At 66.1% G+C, this 19,285-nt stretch carries 14 protein-coding genes and 2 pseudogenes; 10 read left to right on the top strand and 6 right to left on the bottom strand.

Annotated features, from left to right (window positions below; all coding sequences use genetic code 11):
• Positions 1-55 precede the first annotated feature (55 nt).
• Entirely contained in the window at positions 56-1,036 is a 981-nt protein-coding gene (locus tag B586_RS14940; RefSeq protein ID WP_054879550.1) for an Rv1157c family protein, read from the bottom strand.
• 46 nt (positions 1,037-1,082) lie between these two features.
• Positions 1,083-1,760, bottom strand: a complete 678-nt coding sequence (locus tag B586_RS14935) for a hypothetical protein (RefSeq protein WP_054879551.1) — start codon at positions 1,758-1,760, stop codon at positions 1,083-1,085.
• 105 nt (positions 1,761-1,865) lie between these two features.
• Between B586_RS14935 and B586_RS14930 the strand changes: the two genes are divergently transcribed.
• The gene (locus B586_RS14930) at positions 1,866-3,173 is read left to right on the top strand and encodes a mannosyltransferase (RefSeq protein WP_418001109.1); all 1,308 of its coding nucleotides are present in this window, start codon (positions 1,866-1,868) and stop codon (positions 3,171-3,173) included.
• Here B586_RS14930 and B586_RS22175 read toward each other — a convergent pair.
• The 3 genes and pseudogenes from B586_RS22175 to B586_RS14920 all read right to left on the bottom strand — a co-directional run.
• A pseudogene (locus B586_RS22175) lies at positions 3,137-3,244 on the bottom strand (hypothetical protein); the annotation flags it as partial. The gene B586_RS14930 and the pseudogene B586_RS22175 overlap by 37 nt on opposite strands.
• A 101-nt stretch (positions 3,245-3,345) precedes the next feature.
• Positions 3,346-5,106 (bottom strand): annotated as a pseudogene (locus B586_RS22815) (PE family protein).
• Between the two features lie 114 nt (positions 5,107-5,220).
• Complete coding sequence (locus B586_RS14920; RefSeq protein WP_047314994.1) at positions 5,221-5,505, bottom strand: 4a-hydroxytetrahydrobiopterin dehydratase; 285 nt, start codon at positions 5,503-5,505, stop codon at positions 5,221-5,223.
• 26 nt (positions 5,506-5,531) lie between these two features.
• Between B586_RS14920 and B586_RS14915 the strand changes: the two genes are divergently transcribed.
• The 7 genes from B586_RS14915 (at position 5,532) to B586_RS14885 (ending at position 17,016) form a co-directional block, all read left to right on the top strand.
• On the top strand, positions 5,532-5,921 hold the full coding sequence (locus tag B586_RS14915; protein WP_047314993.1) for a (deoxy)nucleoside triphosphate pyrophosphohydrolase: 390 nt from the start codon (positions 5,532-5,534) through the stop codon (positions 5,919-5,921).
• 352 nt (positions 5,922-6,273) lie between these two features.
• Entirely contained in the window at positions 6,274-9,954 is a 3,681-nt protein-coding gene (locus tag B586_RS14910; protein WP_054879552.1) for a nitrate reductase subunit alpha, read from the top strand.
• A 37-nt stretch (positions 9,955-9,991) separates the two neighbouring features.
• Complete coding sequence (narH, locus tag B586_RS14905) at positions 9,992-11,686, top strand: nitrate reductase subunit beta (RefSeq protein ID WP_047314991.1); 1,695 nt, start codon at positions 9,992-9,994, stop codon at positions 11,684-11,686.
• Positions 11,686-12,342: a nitrate reductase molybdenum cofactor assembly chaperone gene (gene narJ, locus B586_RS14900; RefSeq protein WP_047314990.1), complete on the top strand. Its 657-nt coding sequence runs from the start codon at positions 11,686-11,688 to the stop codon at positions 12,340-12,342. The genes narH and narJ overlap by 1 nt, the downstream gene beginning before the upstream one ends.
• A 19-nt stretch (positions 12,343-12,361) precedes the next feature.
• Positions 12,362-13,093 carry a respiratory nitrate reductase subunit gamma gene (gene narI, locus B586_RS14895; protein WP_047314989.1) on the top strand — a complete coding sequence of 244 codons (732 nt, stop codon included), beginning with the start codon at positions 12,362-12,364 and terminating at the stop codon, positions 13,091-13,093.
• Between the two features lie 103 nt (positions 13,094-13,196).
• On the top strand, positions 13,197-15,083 hold the full coding sequence (typA, locus tag B586_RS14890) for a translational GTPase TypA (protein ID WP_047314988.1): 1,887 nt from the start codon (positions 13,197-13,199) through the stop codon (positions 15,081-15,083).
• Between the two features lie 70 nt (positions 15,084-15,153).
• Entirely contained in the window at positions 15,154-17,016 is a 1,863-nt protein-coding gene (locus tag B586_RS14885) for an ABC transporter family substrate-binding protein (RefSeq protein ID WP_156406798.1), read from the top strand.
• Between the two features lie 78 nt (positions 17,017-17,094).
• On the opposite strand, the gene B586_RS14880 is transcribed toward B586_RS14885, so the two are convergent.
• A complete protein-coding gene (locus B586_RS14880) occupies positions 17,095-17,712 on the bottom strand; it encodes a TetR/AcrR family transcriptional regulator (protein WP_054879554.1) in 618 nt (205 codons plus the stop codon).
• Positions 17,713-17,807: 95 nt separating this feature from the next.
• Here B586_RS14880 and mshB point away from each other — a divergent pair, with 95 nt between their 5' ends.
• Together mshB and B586_RS22165 are read left to right on the top strand one after the other, a co-directional pair.
• The gene (mshB, locus tag B586_RS14875) at positions 17,808-18,713 is read left to right on the top strand and encodes an N-acetyl-1-D-myo-inositol-2-amino-2-deoxy-alpha-D-glucopyranoside deacetylase (protein ID WP_054879555.1); all 906 of its coding nucleotides are present in this window, start codon (positions 17,808-17,810) and stop codon (positions 18,711-18,713) included.
• Between the two features lie 104 nt (positions 18,714-18,817).
• Positions 18,818-19,279, top strand: coding sequence for a hypothetical protein (locus B586_RS22165; RefSeq protein ID WP_054879556.1), 462 nt, complete (start codon positions 18,818-18,820; stop codon positions 19,277-19,279).
• The last annotated feature ends 6 nt before the right edge of the window (positions 19,280-19,285 follow it).

Below are 19,285 nucleotides of genomic sequence, written 5' to 3'. Positions count from 1 at the left end.
GTACAGCGACACGCCGTAAGAGGCGTACATTTACGCGCGCTCGCGGCTCAGAACGTTACGGCACCACCGTGGAGCCGATCGTGGGCATGAACTGGCACTGCTTTTCCGTGGTGGTGACCTGCCCGAAGATCGTCGACATGATGCTGCCCGAACCGGTGTCGGCGATTACCGTCAACGTCGTTGGCCCGTCTGGATTGATGTCTGGGCGCGGCTTGAGCGTGGCGCTCCCGGACTTGCCGGTCGTCAGGTTCACCCAGGTGACGTTCAATGGCAACTTCTGGACATCGGCGGGCCCAGGCGTGCCGACAGCGGTAAACACATAGGCGGTCTGACCGGGACCGGGACCGGGCAGCGGGATCTTCGCCGGCCCCGCCACCGACAGCGCTGTCGCAATCGAGCTACTGCCGTCTGCAAGGCAATTGGTGCCGATCGAGGGGTAGATGAAGTCCTGCGTCGGCGGGGCGTCGGGTCCGAAACCCGGGGCCGCCGCGGTCGGCGCCGGAGTGACAGCTGCGGGTGCTGGTACCGGCGCGGGCTGGGCAGCGGGCTGGGTAGCGGGGGTCCCGGGTGCCGGCGCCGCAGCGGTCGCCGGGCCGGCCGCGTGAGCTGGATCAATACCCGTCGGCAGGTGCGCCTGGGCGCCAGGCGCCATATCTGCCGGTGGCAGGTGAGGCACTAGGACGGCGTCCGGCGGCGGCCCGGGATTCGTATTGGTCGGCTCCTGCACGAACTGGTTTACCGATGCGGCCAGGTTCTTGGCTTCGGTGGGCGCAGTCGGATTCCGGGTGAACGCTGACGCCGCCGCCATGAGCAGCTGTGTCGCTTGCGCAGGGTTGCTGGCCGCTTGCTGGATTATCGGACTCAACTGAGCCAACGCTGGCAGGCCCGGCAGCTGTTGGGTGGGGTTCGGCGGTGCGCCAGCGGGGTCATAGGGGGTGGTCGGGTCGGCTGCCGCGTGCGGGCACAGCCCGAACCCGGCAGCCGACGCCGTGACGACGGCAACCAAACCTTTGGCCAGGCTCCAAGCGCTTGCCACGGTGTCCTCCGGTCCTCAGTGATGGGTTAGCCGTCTCATCGATTGCTTACGGCAGGGCGGACAGCAGCGTCGGAGCCGAGACCGGCGCGGCTACCGCTGGTGCGCCCGAGGCGAGCGCCTGCAGGTCACTTGGCAGCGAAATTTGCGGTGGCACATTCACCGGCAAGAACGGCATCGCCGGCATATCCACCTTGGCTTGTGGGACCCCCGGGGTGGACGCCGGCACGGCGGCGGCAGGAGTAGCCGGGCCGGTGACGCCGGGGATGGACGCCGGCAATCCCGGGATCGCCGGGGTGGCTGGTGTTGCAGGTGCCGGTGCGGTGAGTCCCGGAATCAGAGCGCTCAGGCCGGGAATGGTGGGGGCGGTCGCCGGGCTGGCGTTGGTGGCCGCTGGTGCCATGATCCCGGGAAAGGACGACGGGAGTGTCGCCGCGGGGGAGGTGGGTACGGTCGCCGCGGCCGGGGCCAGTCCGGGAAAGCTGATCCCGGGTGCGGACGGCGCGGTGACCGGCGGGGTGGCGCCGAGGGCCGTCGCCAGGTTCTGCAGAATCTGAGGCGCGTTGGCCGCCGAACTGATCAGCTGCTGCGGAATGTTCAGTGCAGGCGCAGGTATCGGCGCCGGTGCCGGCATGGTGTCGGCGTGGGCGATACCGCCGGTCAATAGTGCGGCGGATGAACCGACGACGACGGCGGTTGCGCGCAAGTAGGTCCAGATGGTTGTCATGACTCTCCTGGTGATCGACGACAGGTCCGGGCCCGAAGCTACTTTGATACGGATGTGACTCAAGTGACACGTGTGGCATTTATTCGATCGTTACCCAGATGAGTGGTGGCAGTGACCATGGCAAAAGCCCCCACTGCGGTCGCTAGAGTCGGGCAGATAGACACCATCACCAACACCGCAGCCGCCGCGCCGGCACCCCTCGCCCGACGGCTGGCGAGCCAGTTGAATGCTGTCGCGCCGTTGTTGTTGGCCCTGAGCGTCGCGGCGCGACTGGCCTGGACCTACCTGGCGCCCAACGGTGCAAACTTTGTCGACCTGCACGTTTACCTGGGCGGCGCGGCCGCCATCGACCATCCCGGCACCCTGTACAGCTACGTGTACGCCGACCAGACGCCGGACTTCCCACTCCCGTTTACCTATCCGCCGTTTGCAGCGGTCGTCTTCTACCCGCTGCATCTATTGCCGTTTGGTCTGGTGGCATTTTTTTGGCAGCTTGCCACGATCGTCGCGTTGTATGGCGCGGTTCGGATCAGTCAGCGCTTACTGGGGGTTTCTGCCGATACCGGTCACCGCGGTGCGCTGTTGTGGACGGCGATTGCCATCTGGATCGAGCCGCTGCGCAGCACCTTCGACTATGGGCAGATCAATGTGCTGCTGATGCTGGGGGTGCTGTGGGCGGTTTACACCACGCGTAGCTGGCTATCGGGACTGCTGGTCGGCGTGGCGGCCGGAATCAAGTTGACGCCGGCGATCGCGGGTGTCTATTTCCTCGGCGCTCGACGCATTCGCGCCGCCGCGTTGTCGGCGGCCGTGTTTGGTGCCACCGTTGCGGGGTCGGCTCTCGTCGTTGGCGATCAGGCCCGCTACTACTTCACGGAGCTGCTGGGTGACGCGCACCGAGTTGGTCCCATCGCGACCTCGTTCAATCAATCGTGGCGTGGCGGCCTCTCACGGATCCTGGGCCATGACGCCGGCTTGGGACTGTTGGTCCTCGCCGCGATTGCCGTCACGGCGGTAGTGGCGGTTGGTGCCTGGCGAGCGCTCGATCAGCCCGACCGGCTGGGCAAGCTGCTGGTGGTCGAGTTGTTCGGGCTGCTGCTTTCGCCGATTTCTTGGACTCATCACTGGGTGTGGCTGGTGCCGCTGATGATTTGGCTGATTCACGGGCCACTGGGCAAGCGCCCCGGTGCGCGGATTGTGGGTTGGGGTTGGTTGGCGCTGAGCCTGGTCGGCGTGCCGTGGCTGCTCAGCTTTGCCCAACCGACCATCTGGCAACTGGGCCGACCGTGGTACCTGGCCTGGGGCGGGCTGGTCTATATCGTGGCGGCGCTGGCGACCTTGAGCTGGATTGCTGTCATCGGGAAACGCCCCGCTGCGGTAGCCCTGGTGCCGGGCGCCTCGAATTCGCGATAGACCTTGCTGCTGCCCGCGGTGGGCCCGGTGGTAACGGAAGGTTCGACAGTTTGGGAAAGGACATCGGTCATTGTCATCTCCCTATGCCGGCATTACCGGGCGTGCGCTCCCGCGTGGTTTTCGATTAGACCGCACCCACGCTAGCGCAGCGGGGATTCGGTGTGCAGGGGCGTCAGCCGTGCGGACCGGGTACGCCGGGCGTACCGAACAGCTGTCCGCGGCGACCGCCGTTGCCGCCGTTGCCGCCGGCACCATTGGGACTGCCGGGCCCACCGGCGCCGCCGGCCCCGCCGTTACCGCCGTTGCCGATCAGCCCACCGGCGTCGCCGCCGTCGCCGCCGATGCCGCCGTGACCGCCCGCCCCACCGGTGCCGCCGGCGCCGGCGGCGGCACCCGCCCCGCCGAATCCACCATTGCCAAACAGTCCGCCGCCGTGACCGCCGGCCCCGCCGTTACCTCCCCTACCGCCGATTCCGTTGGGCCCGGCTTGGTCGCCGGTTCCGCCGGCGCCGCCGGCCCCGCCGTCGCCGATCAGCGTGGCGTCGCCGCCGGCCCCGCCGTTGCCACCGGGCCCGCCGGTCCCGAACGAGGCCGAGCTGGCCGCGCCGTTTCCGCCCGCCCCGCCGGCTCCACCGTTGCCGATCAGCCCGGCGATACCGCCGCGACCACCTGCGCCGCCGCCCCCGCCGTTGTCATCGGTGGCAGTGCCGCCGTTTCCGCCGGCCCCGCCGGCTCCACCATTGCCGTACAGCAGGCCCCCGTTGCCGGCGTTACCGCCGTGCCCGCCGTAAGCGCCGGCGGGAGCTGAAGCGTCGGCATTGCCGCCGTGCCCGCCGGCCCGCCGGCGCCGATCAGCGAGGCGCTGCCGCCGTCACCGCCGATCCCGCCGAGCAGGCCGATCGTGTCGCCGCCGGCCCGCCCGCACCGCCATCGCCATACAGGAACCCGCCGCCACCGCCGTGACCGCCGTGACCGCCGATGCCGCCGATGCGCTGATGGCGCCTGTGGCCGCGGTCCCGCCGGCTCCTCCGGCCCCGCCGGCGCCGAACAGCCAGGCCGCACCCCGGCCCGCCGGCGCCACCGTCACCGCCGAGCCCGATGGCTCCAGTTAAGGTGCCGCCGGCCCGCCGGTGCCGCCGGCCCCGCCGTTTCCGTACAGCAGCCCGCCGGCGCCACCGGCTCCGCCACCCCCGCCGGGTCCGCCCTGGCCGGGGGACATGTCGAAGGTCCCGCCCATCCCGCCGACTCCGCCGGTACCGCCAGTACCCCAGAGTCCGGCGCCGCCGCCGCTGCCGCCTGCTCCCCCGGTTCCGCCGTTGCTGTCGGTTCCGCCGTCGAGCACGCCCGCTCCACCTGTTCCACCGGCGCCGCCATTGCCGAACAACCAGCCGCCGGTGCCGCCGTTACCTCCCGGAGCGCCCGCGCCGCCGGTCGCGCCGTTACCGCCGTTGCCGATCAGCCCGGCGGGTCCGCCGCTGCCCCCAGCCTGGCCCGCCCCGCCCGGCGCGCCGTTACCGCCGTTGCCGAACAGGATGCCGCCGGCCCCGCCGTTACCGCCTGGGGCCGTCGCGTTGGTGCCGTCGCCGATCAGCAGACGGTTGAACAGGGTCTCGGTCGGCGCATTGATGGCGTCGAGCAGAGCCTGCTGAACGTTGACGGCCTCGGCGCTGGCATACGATCCGGCTCCGGCTTGCAGAGCCTGCACAAACTGGTTATGAAACGCCGCGGCCTGGGCGCTCAGCGCCTGATAGGACTGGGCGTAGCTGCTGAACAGCGCCGTCACGGCCGCCGAGACCTCGTCGGCGCCCGCGGCCAGCACCGCCGTCGTTGAGTTTGCCACGGCGAAATTCGCTGCACTGATTGTCGAGCCGATGTTGGCCAGATCCGTTGCCGCCGCCGCCATCGCCGCCGGGGCAGTCGTCACAAACGACATCTCTTGCCTCCAACACGCTCCGCCCCCAGGGCTGGAGCCTAGCCCCGCTGGCCAGCGGATTTGTCGGATTCAGGCAATTGCGTCAGGGTTGCGACAGGTAGCGGCGATCGCGGCCTAGTTTCCGATAATCCCGTCGATATCGTGCGCCATCGCGATGTCATTGTTGGTGATACCGCCGGCAGAATGTGTCACTAGAGCGAAAGTTACTGTCCGCCAACGGATATCGATATCTGGATGATGATCCTTGGTTTCGGCGTGCTCGGCCACCCGGCGCACGGCGTCGATGCCGGCGAGAAACGTCGGAAATTTGATCGACCGGCGCAGTGCGCCGTCGGCACGTTTCCAGCCGTTGAGGTCGGGCAGTGCCGCGTCTACTTGCTCATCCGTTAACACAGCCATAAACCGACGGTATACCGTCACTGGCGATGTCGAACCAGATCGTTGTTGCCGGGGCGATCATCTGCGGCGGGGCGGTGTTGGTGGCCCAGCGGGTGCGGCCGCCGGAGCTGGCGGGCCGCTGGGAACTGCCTGGCGGTAAGGTCGCGGCCGGCGAAACCGAGCCTGCGGCGTTGGCTCGCGAGCTGGCCGAGGAGCTGGGCCTTGAGGTCACCGACGTCGCGATAGGTGACCGGCTAGGTGGCGACATTGCGGTGAATGACACGACGCTGCGGGCCTATCGTGTGCGTCTGATTCGCGGCGAACCGCACCCGCGGGACCACCGCGCATTGCGGTGGGTGACGGCGGCGGAACTGGGCGATGTGGACTGGGTGCCGGCCGATCGGGGCTGGCTATTCGACTTGTCTCGGGTCCTTTGAGCGAGCATCGGGAAAGTCAACAGTCACTATTCAGCTAACGCACAGCGCTATTGAAGCTAACCGGCGTGAACTAGACAGTAATAACGTCACAGAACCTTAACCTGGGTTTGCATGCCGGTAGCGATTCCGATGGTTGTCTGGACGGCGTGGTCAACGGCTTCCGCGCCGGGTATCGGCGTATCTACATGCGGAAACCCAATGTTGATGACACGGGATTCTGTTAACGGGCTGCGCGTCGCGGGCGCGGTCGGCCGGGCACCGCGACCTATGCTGGTGGACCATTGGGTCCCGGGCCATTGCCGAGCAGTCAACCAGTTCGAGGCACGACGCGAGTGACTAGGAGGGTCATCCGTTGACTGTCACACCGCACGTTGGTGGAAGGCTCGAAGAACTCCTGGAACGCAGCGGGCGCTTCTTTACCCCCGGTGAGTTCTCCGCCGATCTGCGCACCGTCACTCGGCGCGGTGGCCGTGAAGGTGACGTGTTTTACCGCGACCGGTGGAGTCACGACAAAGTGGTCCGGTCCACCCACGGGGTCAACTGCACCGGATCGTGCTCGTGGAAGATCTACGTCAAGGACGGGATCATCACCTGGGAAACCCAGCAGACCGACTATCCGTCTGTGGGTCCAGACCGGCCTGAATACGAGCCGCGTGGCTGCCCCCGCGGTGCGTCGTTCTCCTGGTATAGCTACTCGCCCACCCGGGTGCGCTACCCGTATGCCCGCGGCGTGCTGGTCGAGATGTTCCGTGACGCCAAAGCCCGGCTCAAAGACCCGGTGCTGGCATGGGCCGACATCCAAGCCGATCCCGAGCGCCGTCGCCGCTATCAGCAGGCCCGGGGTAAGGGCGGGCTGGTTCGGGTGAGCTGGGCCGAGGCCAGCGAGCTGATCGCCGCGGCCCACGTGCACACCATCAAGACCTACGGCCCGGACCGGGTCGCTGGATTCTCGCCGATCCCGGCGATGTCGATGGTCAGCCATGCCGCGGGGTCGCGGTTCGTTGAGCTGATCGGCGGCGTGATGACGTCGTTCTACGACTGGTACGCCGACCTGCCGGTGGCCTCGCCGCAGGTGTTCGGCGACCAGACCGACGTTCCCGAATCCGGAGATTGGTGGGACGCTTCGTATTTGGTCATGTGGGGCTCCAACGTCCCGATCACTCGGACGCCCGACGCGCACTGGATGGCTGAAGCCCGCTACCGCGGCGCCAAAGTCGTTGTGGTCAGCCCGGATTACGCCGACAATACCAAGTTCGCCGACGAGTGGATGCGGTGCGCTGCTGGTACAGATGCGGCGTTGGCCATGGCAATGGGCCACGTGATCCTATCGGAATACTATGTAAACAAACAGGTTCCGTTCTTCGTTGACTATGTTCGCCGCTACACCGACCTGCCGTTCTTGATCAAGTTGGAAAAGCGCGATGACTCGTTGGTACCTGGAAAGTTTTTGACCGCGGCCGACATCGGTGAGGAAGTCGAGAACTCGGCATTCAAACCGGTATTGCTAGATGAGGTTACCGACACCATCGTGGTACCGCAGGGCTCACTGGGATTTCGCTTCGGCGAGGACGGTGTCGGGAAGTGGAACCTGGACCTAGGTCCGGTGGTACCCGCGCTGAGTGTGACCGGCACGGATGAAACCGAACTGGTTGACCTGCCCAGCTTCGACACCGTCGACGGTCATGGTGAGTCCGTGTCACGTGGCGTGCCGGTGCGTCGGGTCGGTAAGCATCTGGTGTGCACGGTGCTCGATCTCATGCTGGCTCATTACGGGGTGGCGCGCCCGGGATTACCCGGCGAGTGGCCCACCGGTTACGGTGATCCCACCCAGCAGAACACCCCAGCCTGGCAGGAACCCATCACTGGGGTCCCGGCCGCGCAGGCCATCCGGATCGCTAAGGAATTCGCCTGCAACGCAGCCGAATCCGGCGGGCGATCCATGGTCATCATGGGTGGCGGCATCTGCCACTGGTTTCACAGCGACGTCATCTACCGCTCGGTGCTGACGCTGCTGCTGTTGACCGGCTCGATGGGACGCAACGGCGGCGGATGGGCCCACTACGTCGGTCAGGAGAAGGTGCGTCCGCTGACTGGATGGCAGACCATGGCCAATGCCACCGACTGGGTGCGGCCACCGCGGCAGGTACCTGGCGCCTCGTACTGGTATGCGCACACCGGCCAGTGGCGTTACGACGCTTTCGGCGCCGATAAGCTGGCCAGCCCGGTGGGCCGCGGCAGGTTCACCGGAAAGCACACGATGGATCTGCTCACCTCGGCGACGGCGATGGGCTGGAGCCCGTTCTATCCGCAGTTCGACCGCTCCAGTCTTGACGTCGCCGACGAGGCACAGGCCGTGGGGCGTGATGTCGCCGACTACGTCACCGAACAACTCGCCCAGCGCAAACTCAAGCTCGCGATCACCGATCCCGACAACCCGGTGAACTGGCCGCGGGTGCTCACCGTCTGGCGGGCCAACTTGATCGGCTCGTCAGGCAAAGGCGGCGAGTATTTTCTGCGGCACCTGCTGGGCACCGACTCCAACGTGCAAGCGCAACCCCCGGCCGACGGCGTCCACCCGCAGGACGTGGTGTGGGACTCCGAGATTCCGGAGGGCAAGCTCGACCTGATGATGTCGATCGACTTCCGGATGACGTCGACGACGTTGGTGTCCGACGTGGTACTGCCCGCCGCGACCTGGTACGAGAAGAACGACCTGTCCAGCACCGACATGCACCCCTACGTGCACGCGTTCACCCCGGCGATTGACCCGCCGTGGGAAACCCGTTCGGACTTCGACGCATTCGCTACCATCGCCCGTGCTTTCAGCGCGATGGCCAAGCGTCATCTTGGTACTCGTCGCGATGTCGTGCTGACCGCGCTGTTGCATGACACCCCGGACGCGATGGCGTATCCGGATGGCACCGAACGCGATTGGCTGCATACCGGACAGGTGCCAGTGCCAGGAAAAACGATGAGCAAGCTTACCGTCGTGGAGCGTGACTATGCCGCGACTTACGACAAGTGGGTGACGTTGGGACCGCTCATCGACCAGTTCGGGATGACCGTCAAGGGCTACACCGTCCATCCCTTCCGTGAGATCAGCGAATTGGCCGCCAAGTTCGGAGTGATGAATTCCGGTGCGGCCGCTGGTCGTCCGGCGATCACCACGGCCGCGCGGATGGCGGACGTGATACTGGCCTTGTCCGGGACGTGTAACGGCCGACTGGCCGTCGAGGGCTTTCTGGAACTCGAGAAGCGCACCGGGCAGCGGCTGGCTCAGCTGGCCGAGGGCAGTGAGGAAAGACGTATCACCTACGCTGACACCCAGGCGCGTCCGGTTCCGGTGGTCACCAGCCCGGAGTGGTCCGGCAGCGAGACCGGTGGCCGTCGCTACGCCCCGTTCACAATCAACATTGAGCACCTTAAGCCGTTCCACACGTTGACCGGACGCATGCACTTCTACCTCGCCCATGACTGGATTGAGGAGCTTGGCGAACAGCTGCCCGTCTATCGGCCGCCGCTGGATATGGCGCGGCTATACGATCAGCCCCAGCTGGGGCCAAGCGATGATGGCATCGGGCTCACGGTGCGATACCTGACGCCGCATTCGAAGTGGTCGTTCCACTCCACCTACCAGGACAACCTGTACATGCTGTCGTTGTCTCGCGGCGGCCCGACAATGTGGATGAGCCCTTCGGATGCGGCGAAAATCAAAGTGCGTGATAACGATTGGGTTGAGGCGGTCAACGCCAACGGCATCTATGTGTGCCGGGCGGTCATCAGCCACCGCATGCCGGACGGTGTGGTGTTCGTCTACCACGTGGCCGAACGCACCATCGACACGCCGCGCACTGAGACCAACAACAAGCGCGGCGGCAACAACAACGCGTTGACTCGGGTGCGAATTAAGCCCAGCCACCTGGCCGGTGGCTACGGCCAGCATGCGTTCGGGTTCAACTACTTAGGCCCGACTGGCAACCAGCGCGATGAGGTGACCGTGGTGCGTCGTCGCAGCCAGGAGGTGACCTACTGACCATGAAGGGCCCGAGCGACGCTTGCGGAGCGAGACGATGAAGGTCATGGCGCAGATGGCGATGGTGATGAACCTCGACAAATGCATTGGCTGCCATACCTGCTCGGTAACCTGCAAGCAGGCGTGGACCAATCGCTCCGGTACCGAGTATGTGTGGTTCAACAACGTCGAAACCCGGCCGGGCGTCGGCTATCCGCGCACCTACGAGGACCAGGACCGGTGGGGCGGGGGATGGGTACGCGACAAGAAGGGCCGGCTGCGACTGCGCGACGGCGGCCGCTTGGCCAAGCTGTTGCGGATCTTCGCCAACCCTAACTTGCCCACCATCGGGGACTACTACGAGCCGTGGACCTATGACTACGAAAACCTGACCCAGGCACCGGCCGGGGACACCTTCCCGACGGCGGCGCCGCGCAGCCTGATCACCGGCAAGCCGATGAAGGTGTCGTGGGGCTCGAACTGGGACGACAACCTCGCGGGATCGCCGGAGATCGTGCCCAACGACCCGATCCTGAAGAAACTCAACCAAGTCAGCCAAGACGTGAAGCTGAAGCTCGAAGAGACCTTCATGTTTTACCTGCCGCGGATTTGCGAGCACTGCCTGAACCCGTCGTGCGTGGCCTCGTGTCCGTCGGGGGCGATGTACAAGCGCACCGAGGACGGCATCGTGCTCGTCGACCAGGACCGTTGCCGCGGCTGGCGGATGTGCGTGTCCGGATGTCCTTACAAGAAGGTGTATTTCAACCACAAGACCGGCAAGGCCGAAAAGTGTACGTTGTGCTATCCGCGCATCGAGGTCGGGTTGCCGACGGTGTGCTCGGAGACGTGCGTGGGACGGCTGCGTTACCTCGGACTGGTGCTCTATGACGTCGAGAAGGTGCTTGCGGCGGCGTCGGTGGAAAACGACGCCGACCTGTATGAGGCGCAACGACAGATCCTGTTGGACCCGCGCGATCCCGAGGTAATTGCCGGTGCGCGTGCCGAAGGGATCTCCGATGAGTGGGTCGAGGCTGCGCAGCGGTCACCGGTGTACGCGCTGATCAACACCTACCGGGTGGCGCTGCCACTGCACCCGGAGTACCGGACCATGCCGATGGTCTGGTACATCCCGCCGCTGTCACCGGTGGTCGATGCGGTCAGCCGCGACGGGCATGATGGGGAGGATCTAGGTAACCTGTTCGGCGCGCTGGACGCACTGCGCATCCCGATGGCCTACCTGGCCGAACTGTTTGCCGCAGGCGACACCGAAGTCGTTGCAGGAGTGCTGAAGCGGTTGGCGGCGATGCGGTCTTACATGCGTGACATCAACCTGGGCCGCGAAACCCAACCGCACATCCCGCACTCCGTTGGTATGTCCGAAGAACAGATATATGAGATGTACCGGCTGCTGGCCATAGCGAAATATGAAGAGCGCTATGTTATTCCGACGTCGTACGCGGCAGAGGTTCCGGCCGCCGCTGGCCTTTCCAGGGTCGACGAAATGGGGTGCTCGTTATCGTTTGATGGCGGGCCGGGAATGTATGAATCCGGTCCCTTCGGCGAGGGTAGCGGCGCCCCGGTGCCGGTCGCCGTGGAGACCTTTCATGCCTTGCAACAACGTCAGATCGGCGAAGCCGAAGCGGCAGCGGGGCACGGTGGGGGCGGTCGCTCCCGGGTGAACCTGCTCAACTGGGACGGCAATGGCCTGCCCGCGGGCCTGTTTCCCGAGCCCGACACCGAAGCGGTCAAATGATGAAGCTGCTGCCCAGCGTCCGGGAGCGCTCGAATACCCGCGTGATGCGGGATCGGCTGGTGTGGCAGTCGGCCTCACTGCTGTTGTCCTACCCAGACGACGGGCTGACGCAGCGGCTCGACATCGTCGAGGAGCTGCTGGGTCATATCAGCGGGCCCGCAGCCGAATTGCTCGGACGGACCCTCGACGCGTTGCGTGCCCACCGGCCAATGGCCGCGGCGATCGACTACGTCACGACCTTTGACCTGCGACGGCGCGCCACCATGTACCTGACGTACTGGACCGCCGGGGACACCCGCAACCGAGGTCGCGAGATGTTGAGGTTTGCCACCGCTTACCGGGATGCGGGTGTCGAGCCGCCGCAGGCCGAGGCGCCGGATCACCTGCCCGTCGTGCTGGAATTCGCCGCCACTGTCGACCCCGACGTCGGGCGCCGGTTACTCACCGAGCACCGAGTCCCGATCGACGTGCTGCGGGGCGCTTTGGCCGACGCTAACTCGCCCTACGAACACACCGTGGCAGCGGTCTGCGAGACCTTGCCGGCCGCAACCGATCAGGAGGTGCGCCGCGCGGAGCGGCTAGCACAGGTTGGACCACCTGCGGAAGCCGTTGGGTTGCAACCGTTTACCTTGACCGTGCCGCCGAAGCGCGGCTAGGGGGCCGACGTTGGTGCACATGAAGTTACTGGAGATCTTCTGGGACGACGTGCCCTACGTTGTGCTGGCGATCGCAGCGGTCGGCACCTGGTGGCGGTATCGCTACGACAAGTTCGGCTGGACCACCCGTTCGTCGCAGCTGTATGAGTCGAAGTTGCTGTCGATCGGCAGCCCGATGTTTCACTTCGGCAGCCTGATGGTGATCATGGGCCACGTCGTGGGTCTGTTTATTCCAGAGTCGTGGACCGAGGCGCTTGGGATGAGCGATCACCTCTACCACCTGCAGTCGCTGCTGCTCGGCGCGCCCGCCGGGCTTGCTGCCCTGACCGGTATTGCGTTGCTGATCTATCGGCGCCGCACCCGTGGCGCGGTGTTCATGGCCACCACCCGCAACGACAAGTTGATGTACCTGGTGCTGGTGTGCGCGCTGGTGGCGGGTTTGGGCTGCACCCTGATGGGTGCCACACACTATGGCGAGGTGCACGACTACCGCCAGACGGTGTCGATCTGGTTCCGGTCGATTTGGATCCTGGACCCACGCGGTGATCTGATGGCGCAGGCGCCGTGGTACTTCCACGTGCACGTGCTGATCGCTCTCGCCTTGTTCGCGCTGTGGCCGTTTACCCGGCTGGTGCACGCGTTCAGCGCGCCGATCGGCTACCTGTTTCGGCCTTATATCGTGTACCGCAGTCGCGAGGTGGCGCAAAAGCATGAATTAATCGGTTCAGCGCCACGTCGTCGCGGCTGGTAACCGGCGCCGCGGCTAGCGCTGGCGAGCGGTCGCAGAATCGCACGCGGAAGGCTCGCACAGTGCGATTCTGCGTCTGCTGGTCAGACCTGCCACAATCACCGACGTGCCATTCCGCAATGTCGCCATCGTCGCGCACGTCGACCACGGTAAAACCACGCTGGTTGACGCGATGCTGCGGCAGTCCGGCGCGCTACACGAACGCGGTGAAGTTCAGGAGCGTGTGATGGATACCGGTGACCTGGAACGGGAAAAGGGCATCACGATCCTGGCTAAAAACACGGCCGTCCACCGCCATAATTCGGACGGCACGGTGACGGTGATCAACGTGATCGACACGCCCGGCCACGCCGACTTCGGCGGTGAGGTGGAGCGTGGGCTGTCCATGGTGGACGGAGTGTTGCTGCTGGTCGACGCCTCCGAGGGTCCGTTGCCGCAGACGCGGTTCGTGCTGCGCAAGGCGCTGGCCGCGCATCTGCCGGTGATCCTGGTGGTCAACAAGACAGACCGGCCCGACGCACGCATCGCCGAGGTGGTGGAGGCCAGCCACGACCTGTTGCTTGACGTCGCGTCCGATCTTGACGACGAAGCGGCCGCGGCCGCCGAGCGTGCGCTGGGCCTGCCGACGTTGTATGCGTCCGGGCGTGCCGGCATCGCCAGCACCGAGCAGCCCGCTGACGGTGCGGTGCCCGCGGGCGACAACCTCGACCCGTTGTTCGACGTGCTGATGGAACACATCCCGCGGCCGAAGGGCGACCCGGAGGCGCCGCTGCAGGCGTTGGTGACCAACCTGGACGCCTCGGCCTTCCTCGGCCGGCTCGCGTTGGTCCGCATCTACAACGGCAAGCTGCGCAAGGGTCAGCAGGTGGCGTGGATGCGTGAGGTAGATGGGCTGCCCGTCATCACCAACGCCAAGATCACCGAGTTGCTTGCGACAGAAGGCGTCGAGCGCAGCGCCACGGAGGAAGCGGCGGCAGGGGACATCGTGGCCGTCGCCGGGCTGCCCGAGATCATGATCGGCGACACGCTGGCCGATCCCGAGCATGCCCATGCGTTGCCGCGCATCACCGTCGACGAGCCGGCCATCTCGGTGACAATCGGCACCAACACCTCGCCGCTGGCAGGCAAGGTGTCGGGCCACAAGCTGACCGCACGGATGGTCCGCAACCGGCTGGACGCCGAGTTGGTCGGCAACGTGTCGATCCGCGTGGTGGACATCGGCCGGCCCGACGCGTGGGAGGTGCAGGGCCGAGGCGAGCTTGCGTTGGCGGTGCTGGTTGAGACGATGCGTCGGGAAGGGTTCGAGCTCACGGTCGGCAAGCCGCAGGTGGTCACCCGCACGATCGATGGCAAGCTGCACGAGCCGTTCGAGGCGATGACGATTGACTGTCCCGAGGAGTTCGTCGGCGCGATCACCCAGTTGATGGCCGGCCGCAAGGGCCGCATGGAGGAGATGGCCAACCATGCTGCGGGCTGGGTGCGGATGGACTTCGTGGTGCCCAGCCGTGGCTTGATTGGCTTCCGTACCGACTTCCTCACGCTGACTCGCGGCACCGGCATCGCCAACGCTGTGTTCGACGGTTATCGGCCGTGGGCCGGGGAAATCCGAGCCCGGCATACCGGGTCGCTGGTCTCCGACCGGACCGGCACCATTACGCCGTTCGCGCTGCTGCAGCTCGCCGATCGGGGCCAGTTCTTTGTCGAGCCCGGCCAGGACACCTACGCGGGCATGGTCGTCGGAATCAACCCGCGCCCGGAAGATCTCGATATCAATGTCACCCGCGAGAAGAAGCTGACCAACATGCGGTCATCGACCGCGGATGTCATCGAGACGTTGGCCAAACCGCTGGAGCTGGACCTGGAGCGGGCGATGGAATTCTGCGCGTCCGACGAATGTGTTGAGGTGACGCCCGAGATTGTGCGGGTGCGTAAGGTCGAGCTGGACGCCACCGCTCGGGCCCGCAGCCGGGCACGAGCCAAGGCCCGGGGCTAATTCGGTGTCGGCCCGCGAGCGTAACGCCACGGCGAAAAACCGGGCCAGATTTCGCCGTGGCGTTACGCTCGTGGCGCTGGTGGTGTCGGCGTGCACCGTCAGCCCGCCACCGGCGCCGCAAAGCACCGAAACGTCGCGAAGCTCACCGCCGCCGCCGCGGATCACCCAGATCATCATGGGCATTGACTCGATCGGCGCCGGTTTCAACCCGCATCTGCTGTCCGATCTGTCGGCGGTGAATGCGGCGATCAGCGCGCTGGTGTTGCCGAGCGCATTTCGGCCGGCGCCCGATCCCAGCTCGCCCACCGGCTCACGCTGGGACATGGACCCGAACCTGCTGGTGTCCGCGGAGGTCACCAACCAAACTCCGTTCACGGTGACCTACAAGATTCGGCCCGAGGCGCAGTGGACTGACAATGCCCCGATCGCGGCGGACGACTTCTGGTACCTGTGGCGGCAGATGGTCAGTCAGCCCGGCGTCGTCGATCCGGCCGGATACGACCTGATCACTGGTGTGCAGTCGCTCGAGGGTGGTAAGCAGGCCGTCGTCACCTTCGCGCAACCGTATCCGGCTTGGCGGGAGTTATTCAGTAACATCCTGCCGGCGCACATCGTCAAGGACGTGCCGGGCGGTTTCGCGGCCGGGTTGGCTCGGGCGCTGCCGGTCACTGGCGGACAGTTTCGGGTGGAGAACATCGACCCGCAGCGCGACGAAATCCTGATCGCCCGCAATGACCGCTACTGGGGACCGCCCGCCAAACCCGGGCTCATTCTTTTCCGCCGTGCTGGCGCGCCGGCCACGCTGGCCGATTCGGTGCGCAACGGCGACACCCAGCTGGCCCAGGTGCATGGCGGCTCCGCCGCCTTCGCCCAGTTGTCCGCAATTCCCGGGGTGCGGACTGCCCGGATTGTGACGCCGCGGGTCATGCAGTTCACGTTGCGCGCCAACGTGCCCAAGCTGGCCGACACCAGGGTTCGCAAGGCGATTTTGGGATTGCTCGACGTTGACCTGCTGGCCGCTGTGGGTGCCGGCAGCGACAATACCGTGACGCTGGACCAGGCCCAGATCCGATCGCCAAGTGACCCCAACTATGAGCCGACCGCGCCACCGGCGATGACCACTCCGGCGGCGATGGCGTTGCTGACCGCGTCCGGATTCCAGGTCGATCCCACCATGTCGGCTTCGCCGGTGCCGCCCAATTCCACGACACTGCCCAATTCGACGGCATCGGTGAGCACCAGACCGCCGGAAGTCATTCGCGGCCGGATCAGCAAGGACGGCCAACAGCTTTCGCTGGTCATCGGCGTCGCGTCGAACGACCCGACCTCCGTGGCCGTGGCTAACACGGCCGCCGACCAGTTACGCAATGTCGGTATCGCCGCGACGGTGCTGGCGCTGGATCCGGTGGTGCTTTATCGCGACGCGTTGAACGATAACCGGGTGGATGCGATCGTCGGCTGGCATCAGGCCGGCGGAAACCTGGCGACGCTGTTGGCCTCGCGGTACGGCTGCCCCGCATTGCAGGCGACGGAGGTATCGACCCCCAATGCTCCGACGGCCAGTCCCGCTGGCCCTGCCGGGCCTCCGCCGCCTGCTGGGCCGACACCGCCTGGCGGTCAGGCGCAGCCACCGACCCCGAACAGCCGCTCGCCCGAGCCCGGCGCGCTGGTTCGGGCGCCGTCGAATCTCACCGGCATCTGCGATCGCAGCATCCAGTCGAATATTGATGCCGCCCTCAATGGCAGCAAGAACATCAACGACGTGATTACCGCGGTCGAGCCGCGATTGTGGAACATGTCGACCGTGTTGCCGATCTTGCAGGACACCACCATCGTCGCGGCCGGCCCGAGCGTGCAGAACGTCAGCCTTTCTGGAGCGGTACCGGTCGGCATCGTCGGCGACGCCGGCCAATGGACCAAAACCGGGCCCTAAAACGCGCCGAGATTGCCGTCAAGGCTGTGCCCCGAGCGCCGATCGCAACCATAGCGGCAATCTCGGCGCAAACAGCAGCTAGCCCGTGCCGCGGTTGTGGCTGCCTTTGGCGGGGATCACGGTGTCGACGATAAGCGCCAGCTCGCGTCGGTTCGGCAGGAGCCCGGTGAGCAGAAAGTGCTGGTTAATCAACGCGGGCCCGATCCGTGCCGTCAGCGGGGTGATGGTGGCCGGATCGATGTCGCCATAGTGGACGGCGGTTTGCAAGATCGAATCGATGATCTTGAGGCGCGGCGCCACCACTGCGTCGGCGAAGATGGCGCGCATCTCCGGTTCGTGAAGGAGCTGGTGGATGGTTTCCAAGCCGGGAAAGGCGGTCTTGCCGGCCAGCACGTCGCGGTGGGCGGTCAACACCGTCAGCAGGTTCTCCCTAGCCGACCGGCCGGCACGCGGCTCGGGGAATGGCGGCAGAACGTGCCACAGCGCGGCGTGCACCAGGTCATGCTTGCTGGCCCAGCGACGATACAACGCCGCCTTGCCGGTGCGGGCGCGCACCGCGATGCCCTCCATAGTTAGCCCGCCATACCCGGTTTCAGCCAGTTCGGCCAACGTGGCCTCGTAGAGGGCATGTTCAAGAACCTCGCCTCGCCGGCGGCTCCGGCCGGCGTTCGGGGTCGTTTGGGTGGGCTGCGCCATTTTTCGATAGTAGCCGCTGGCGTTCCTATTTGCTGTTGCCGGATCCCGCAGCGCGGACCGCTCGACATGGTAGCTGGCTCCGGTAGGGTGCGTCCATGTCCGAGACGCCGCGGCTGCTGTTCGTACATGCCCATCCCGACGACGAGAGCCTCAGCAACGGCGCCACCATCGCGCACTACACCTCGCGCGGGGCTCAGGTGCAGGTAGTGACATGCACACTCGGCGAGGAAGGCGAGGTCATCGGTGACCGCTGGGCGGAGCTGGCCGTCGATCACGCGGACCAACTCGGCGGCTACCGAATCTTTGAGCTCACTGAGGCGTTGCGGGCGTTGGGGGTCGGCGCACCCATTTATCTCGGCGGCGCGGGTCGCTGGCGCGACTCGGGCATGCGCGGCACCGCGCCGCGGCGTCGTCAGCGGTTCATCGACGCCGACGAACACGAGGCCGTCGGGGCCCTGGTCGCGATCATCCGTGAACTGCGTCCGCACGTCGTGGTGACCTACGATCCCCACGGCGGATACGGCCATCCCGACCACGTCCACACCCACCGTGTCACCACAGCCGCGGTGGCCGCCGCTGGCTCAGGCACCGAATACCCGGGGGCGCCGTGGACAGTACCAAAGTTCTACTGGTCCGTCTTCGCCCTCAGCGCATTCGAGGCCGGGGTGAACGCGCTGCAGGGCAACGATTTGCAGCCCGAGTGGACGATCCCGCCGCGTGAAGAGTTCGACTTCGGATATTCCGACGAAGACATCGATGCCGTCGTCGAGGCAACCCTAGACGCATGCGCCGCCAAGGCGGCCGCGCTGGCCGCGCACGCCACCCAAGTCGTCGTCGGCCCGACCGGCCGGGCCTGCGCCCTGTCGAACAACATGGCGCTGCCGATTCTCGCGCAAGAGCACTACGTTCTCGCCGCCGGCTGCGCGGGGGATCGCGATGAGCGTGGTTGGGAAACCGATCTGCTCGCGGGACTGGGCCTGGATGGATCTGATGCGCGGTAGGCTGCCAGTCAGATAGCTTGGCAGAGCGGGTGGAAGGAACTTGGTATGGACCCCGACCTGGACCCTAACCTGCAGCATTGGCAGGACCGACTCGACAGCCTGCAGTGGGAAATCGCATCGGTGCTCTCGCAGATCGACAGTGTCCCGACCTGACCGAAACCAAGCCACGCGCCGCGTCGGTTGAGGACAGCGACGCGTCAGATCCCGCCATTCGCGTCGTTGTCCTGGCGCTCTTGGCTGTCGATGGGGTTTTGTCTGCATTGGGCGGGGCGATGCTGCTACCTCTTTATATCGGCTCTGTTCCGTTTCCCATCAGCGGGTTGATCAGCGGATTGGTCAATGCGGCGCTGGTGTGGGCCGCCGGACGCTGGACGAGGTCACCGCGGTTAGCTGCGTTGCCCTTGTGGACATGGCTGCTCACCGTCGGGCTACTCAGTCTGGGCGGTCCCGGCGATGATGTCGTTTTGGGGGGCAAGGGGGTCATGGCCTACGGAGCGCTGTGGCTGATTTTGTTGGGCGTCTCGCCGCCGGTGTGGGTGCTGTGGCAGCGCAACCGCTACGGCTGACGGATC

It is taken from the genome of Mycobacterium haemophilum DSM 44634 (assembly GCF_000340435.2).
GTDB lineage: Bacteria > Actinomycetota > Actinomycetes > Mycobacteriales > Mycobacteriaceae > Mycobacterium > Mycobacterium haemophilum.
This window is presented reverse-complemented; position numbering and strand designations above follow the sequence as displayed.

Coding starts and splice junctions, on each gene's coding strand:
- narJ (WP_047314990.1), top strand. CDS start 11,686: ATGAAGCTGCTGCCCAGCGTCCGGGAGCGCTCGAATACCCGCGTGATG.
- B586_RS14920 (WP_047314994.1), bottom strand. CDS start 5,505: ATGGCTGTGTTAACGGATGAGCAAGTAGACGCGGCACTGCCCGACCTC.
- narH (WP_047314991.1), top strand. CDS start 9,992: ATGAAGGTCATGGCGCAGATGGCGATGGTGATGAACCTCGACAAATGC.
- mshB (WP_054879555.1), top strand. CDS start 17,808: ATGTCCGAGACGCCGCGGCTGCTGTTCGTACATGCCCATCCCGACGAC.
- narI (WP_047314989.1), top strand. CDS start 12,362: ATGAAGTTACTGGAGATCTTCTGGGACGACGTGCCCTACGTTGTGCTG.
- B586_RS14915 (WP_047314993.1), top strand. CDS start 5,532: ATGTCGAACCAGATCGTTGTTGCCGGGGCGATCATCTGCGGCGGGGCG.
- B586_RS14935 (WP_054879551.1), bottom strand. CDS start 1,760: ATGACAACCATCTGGACCTACTTGCGCGCAACCGCCGTCGTCGTCGGT.
- B586_RS14880 (WP_054879554.1), bottom strand. CDS start 17,712: ATGGCGCAGCCCACCCAAACGACCCCGAACGCCGGCCGGAGCCGCCGG.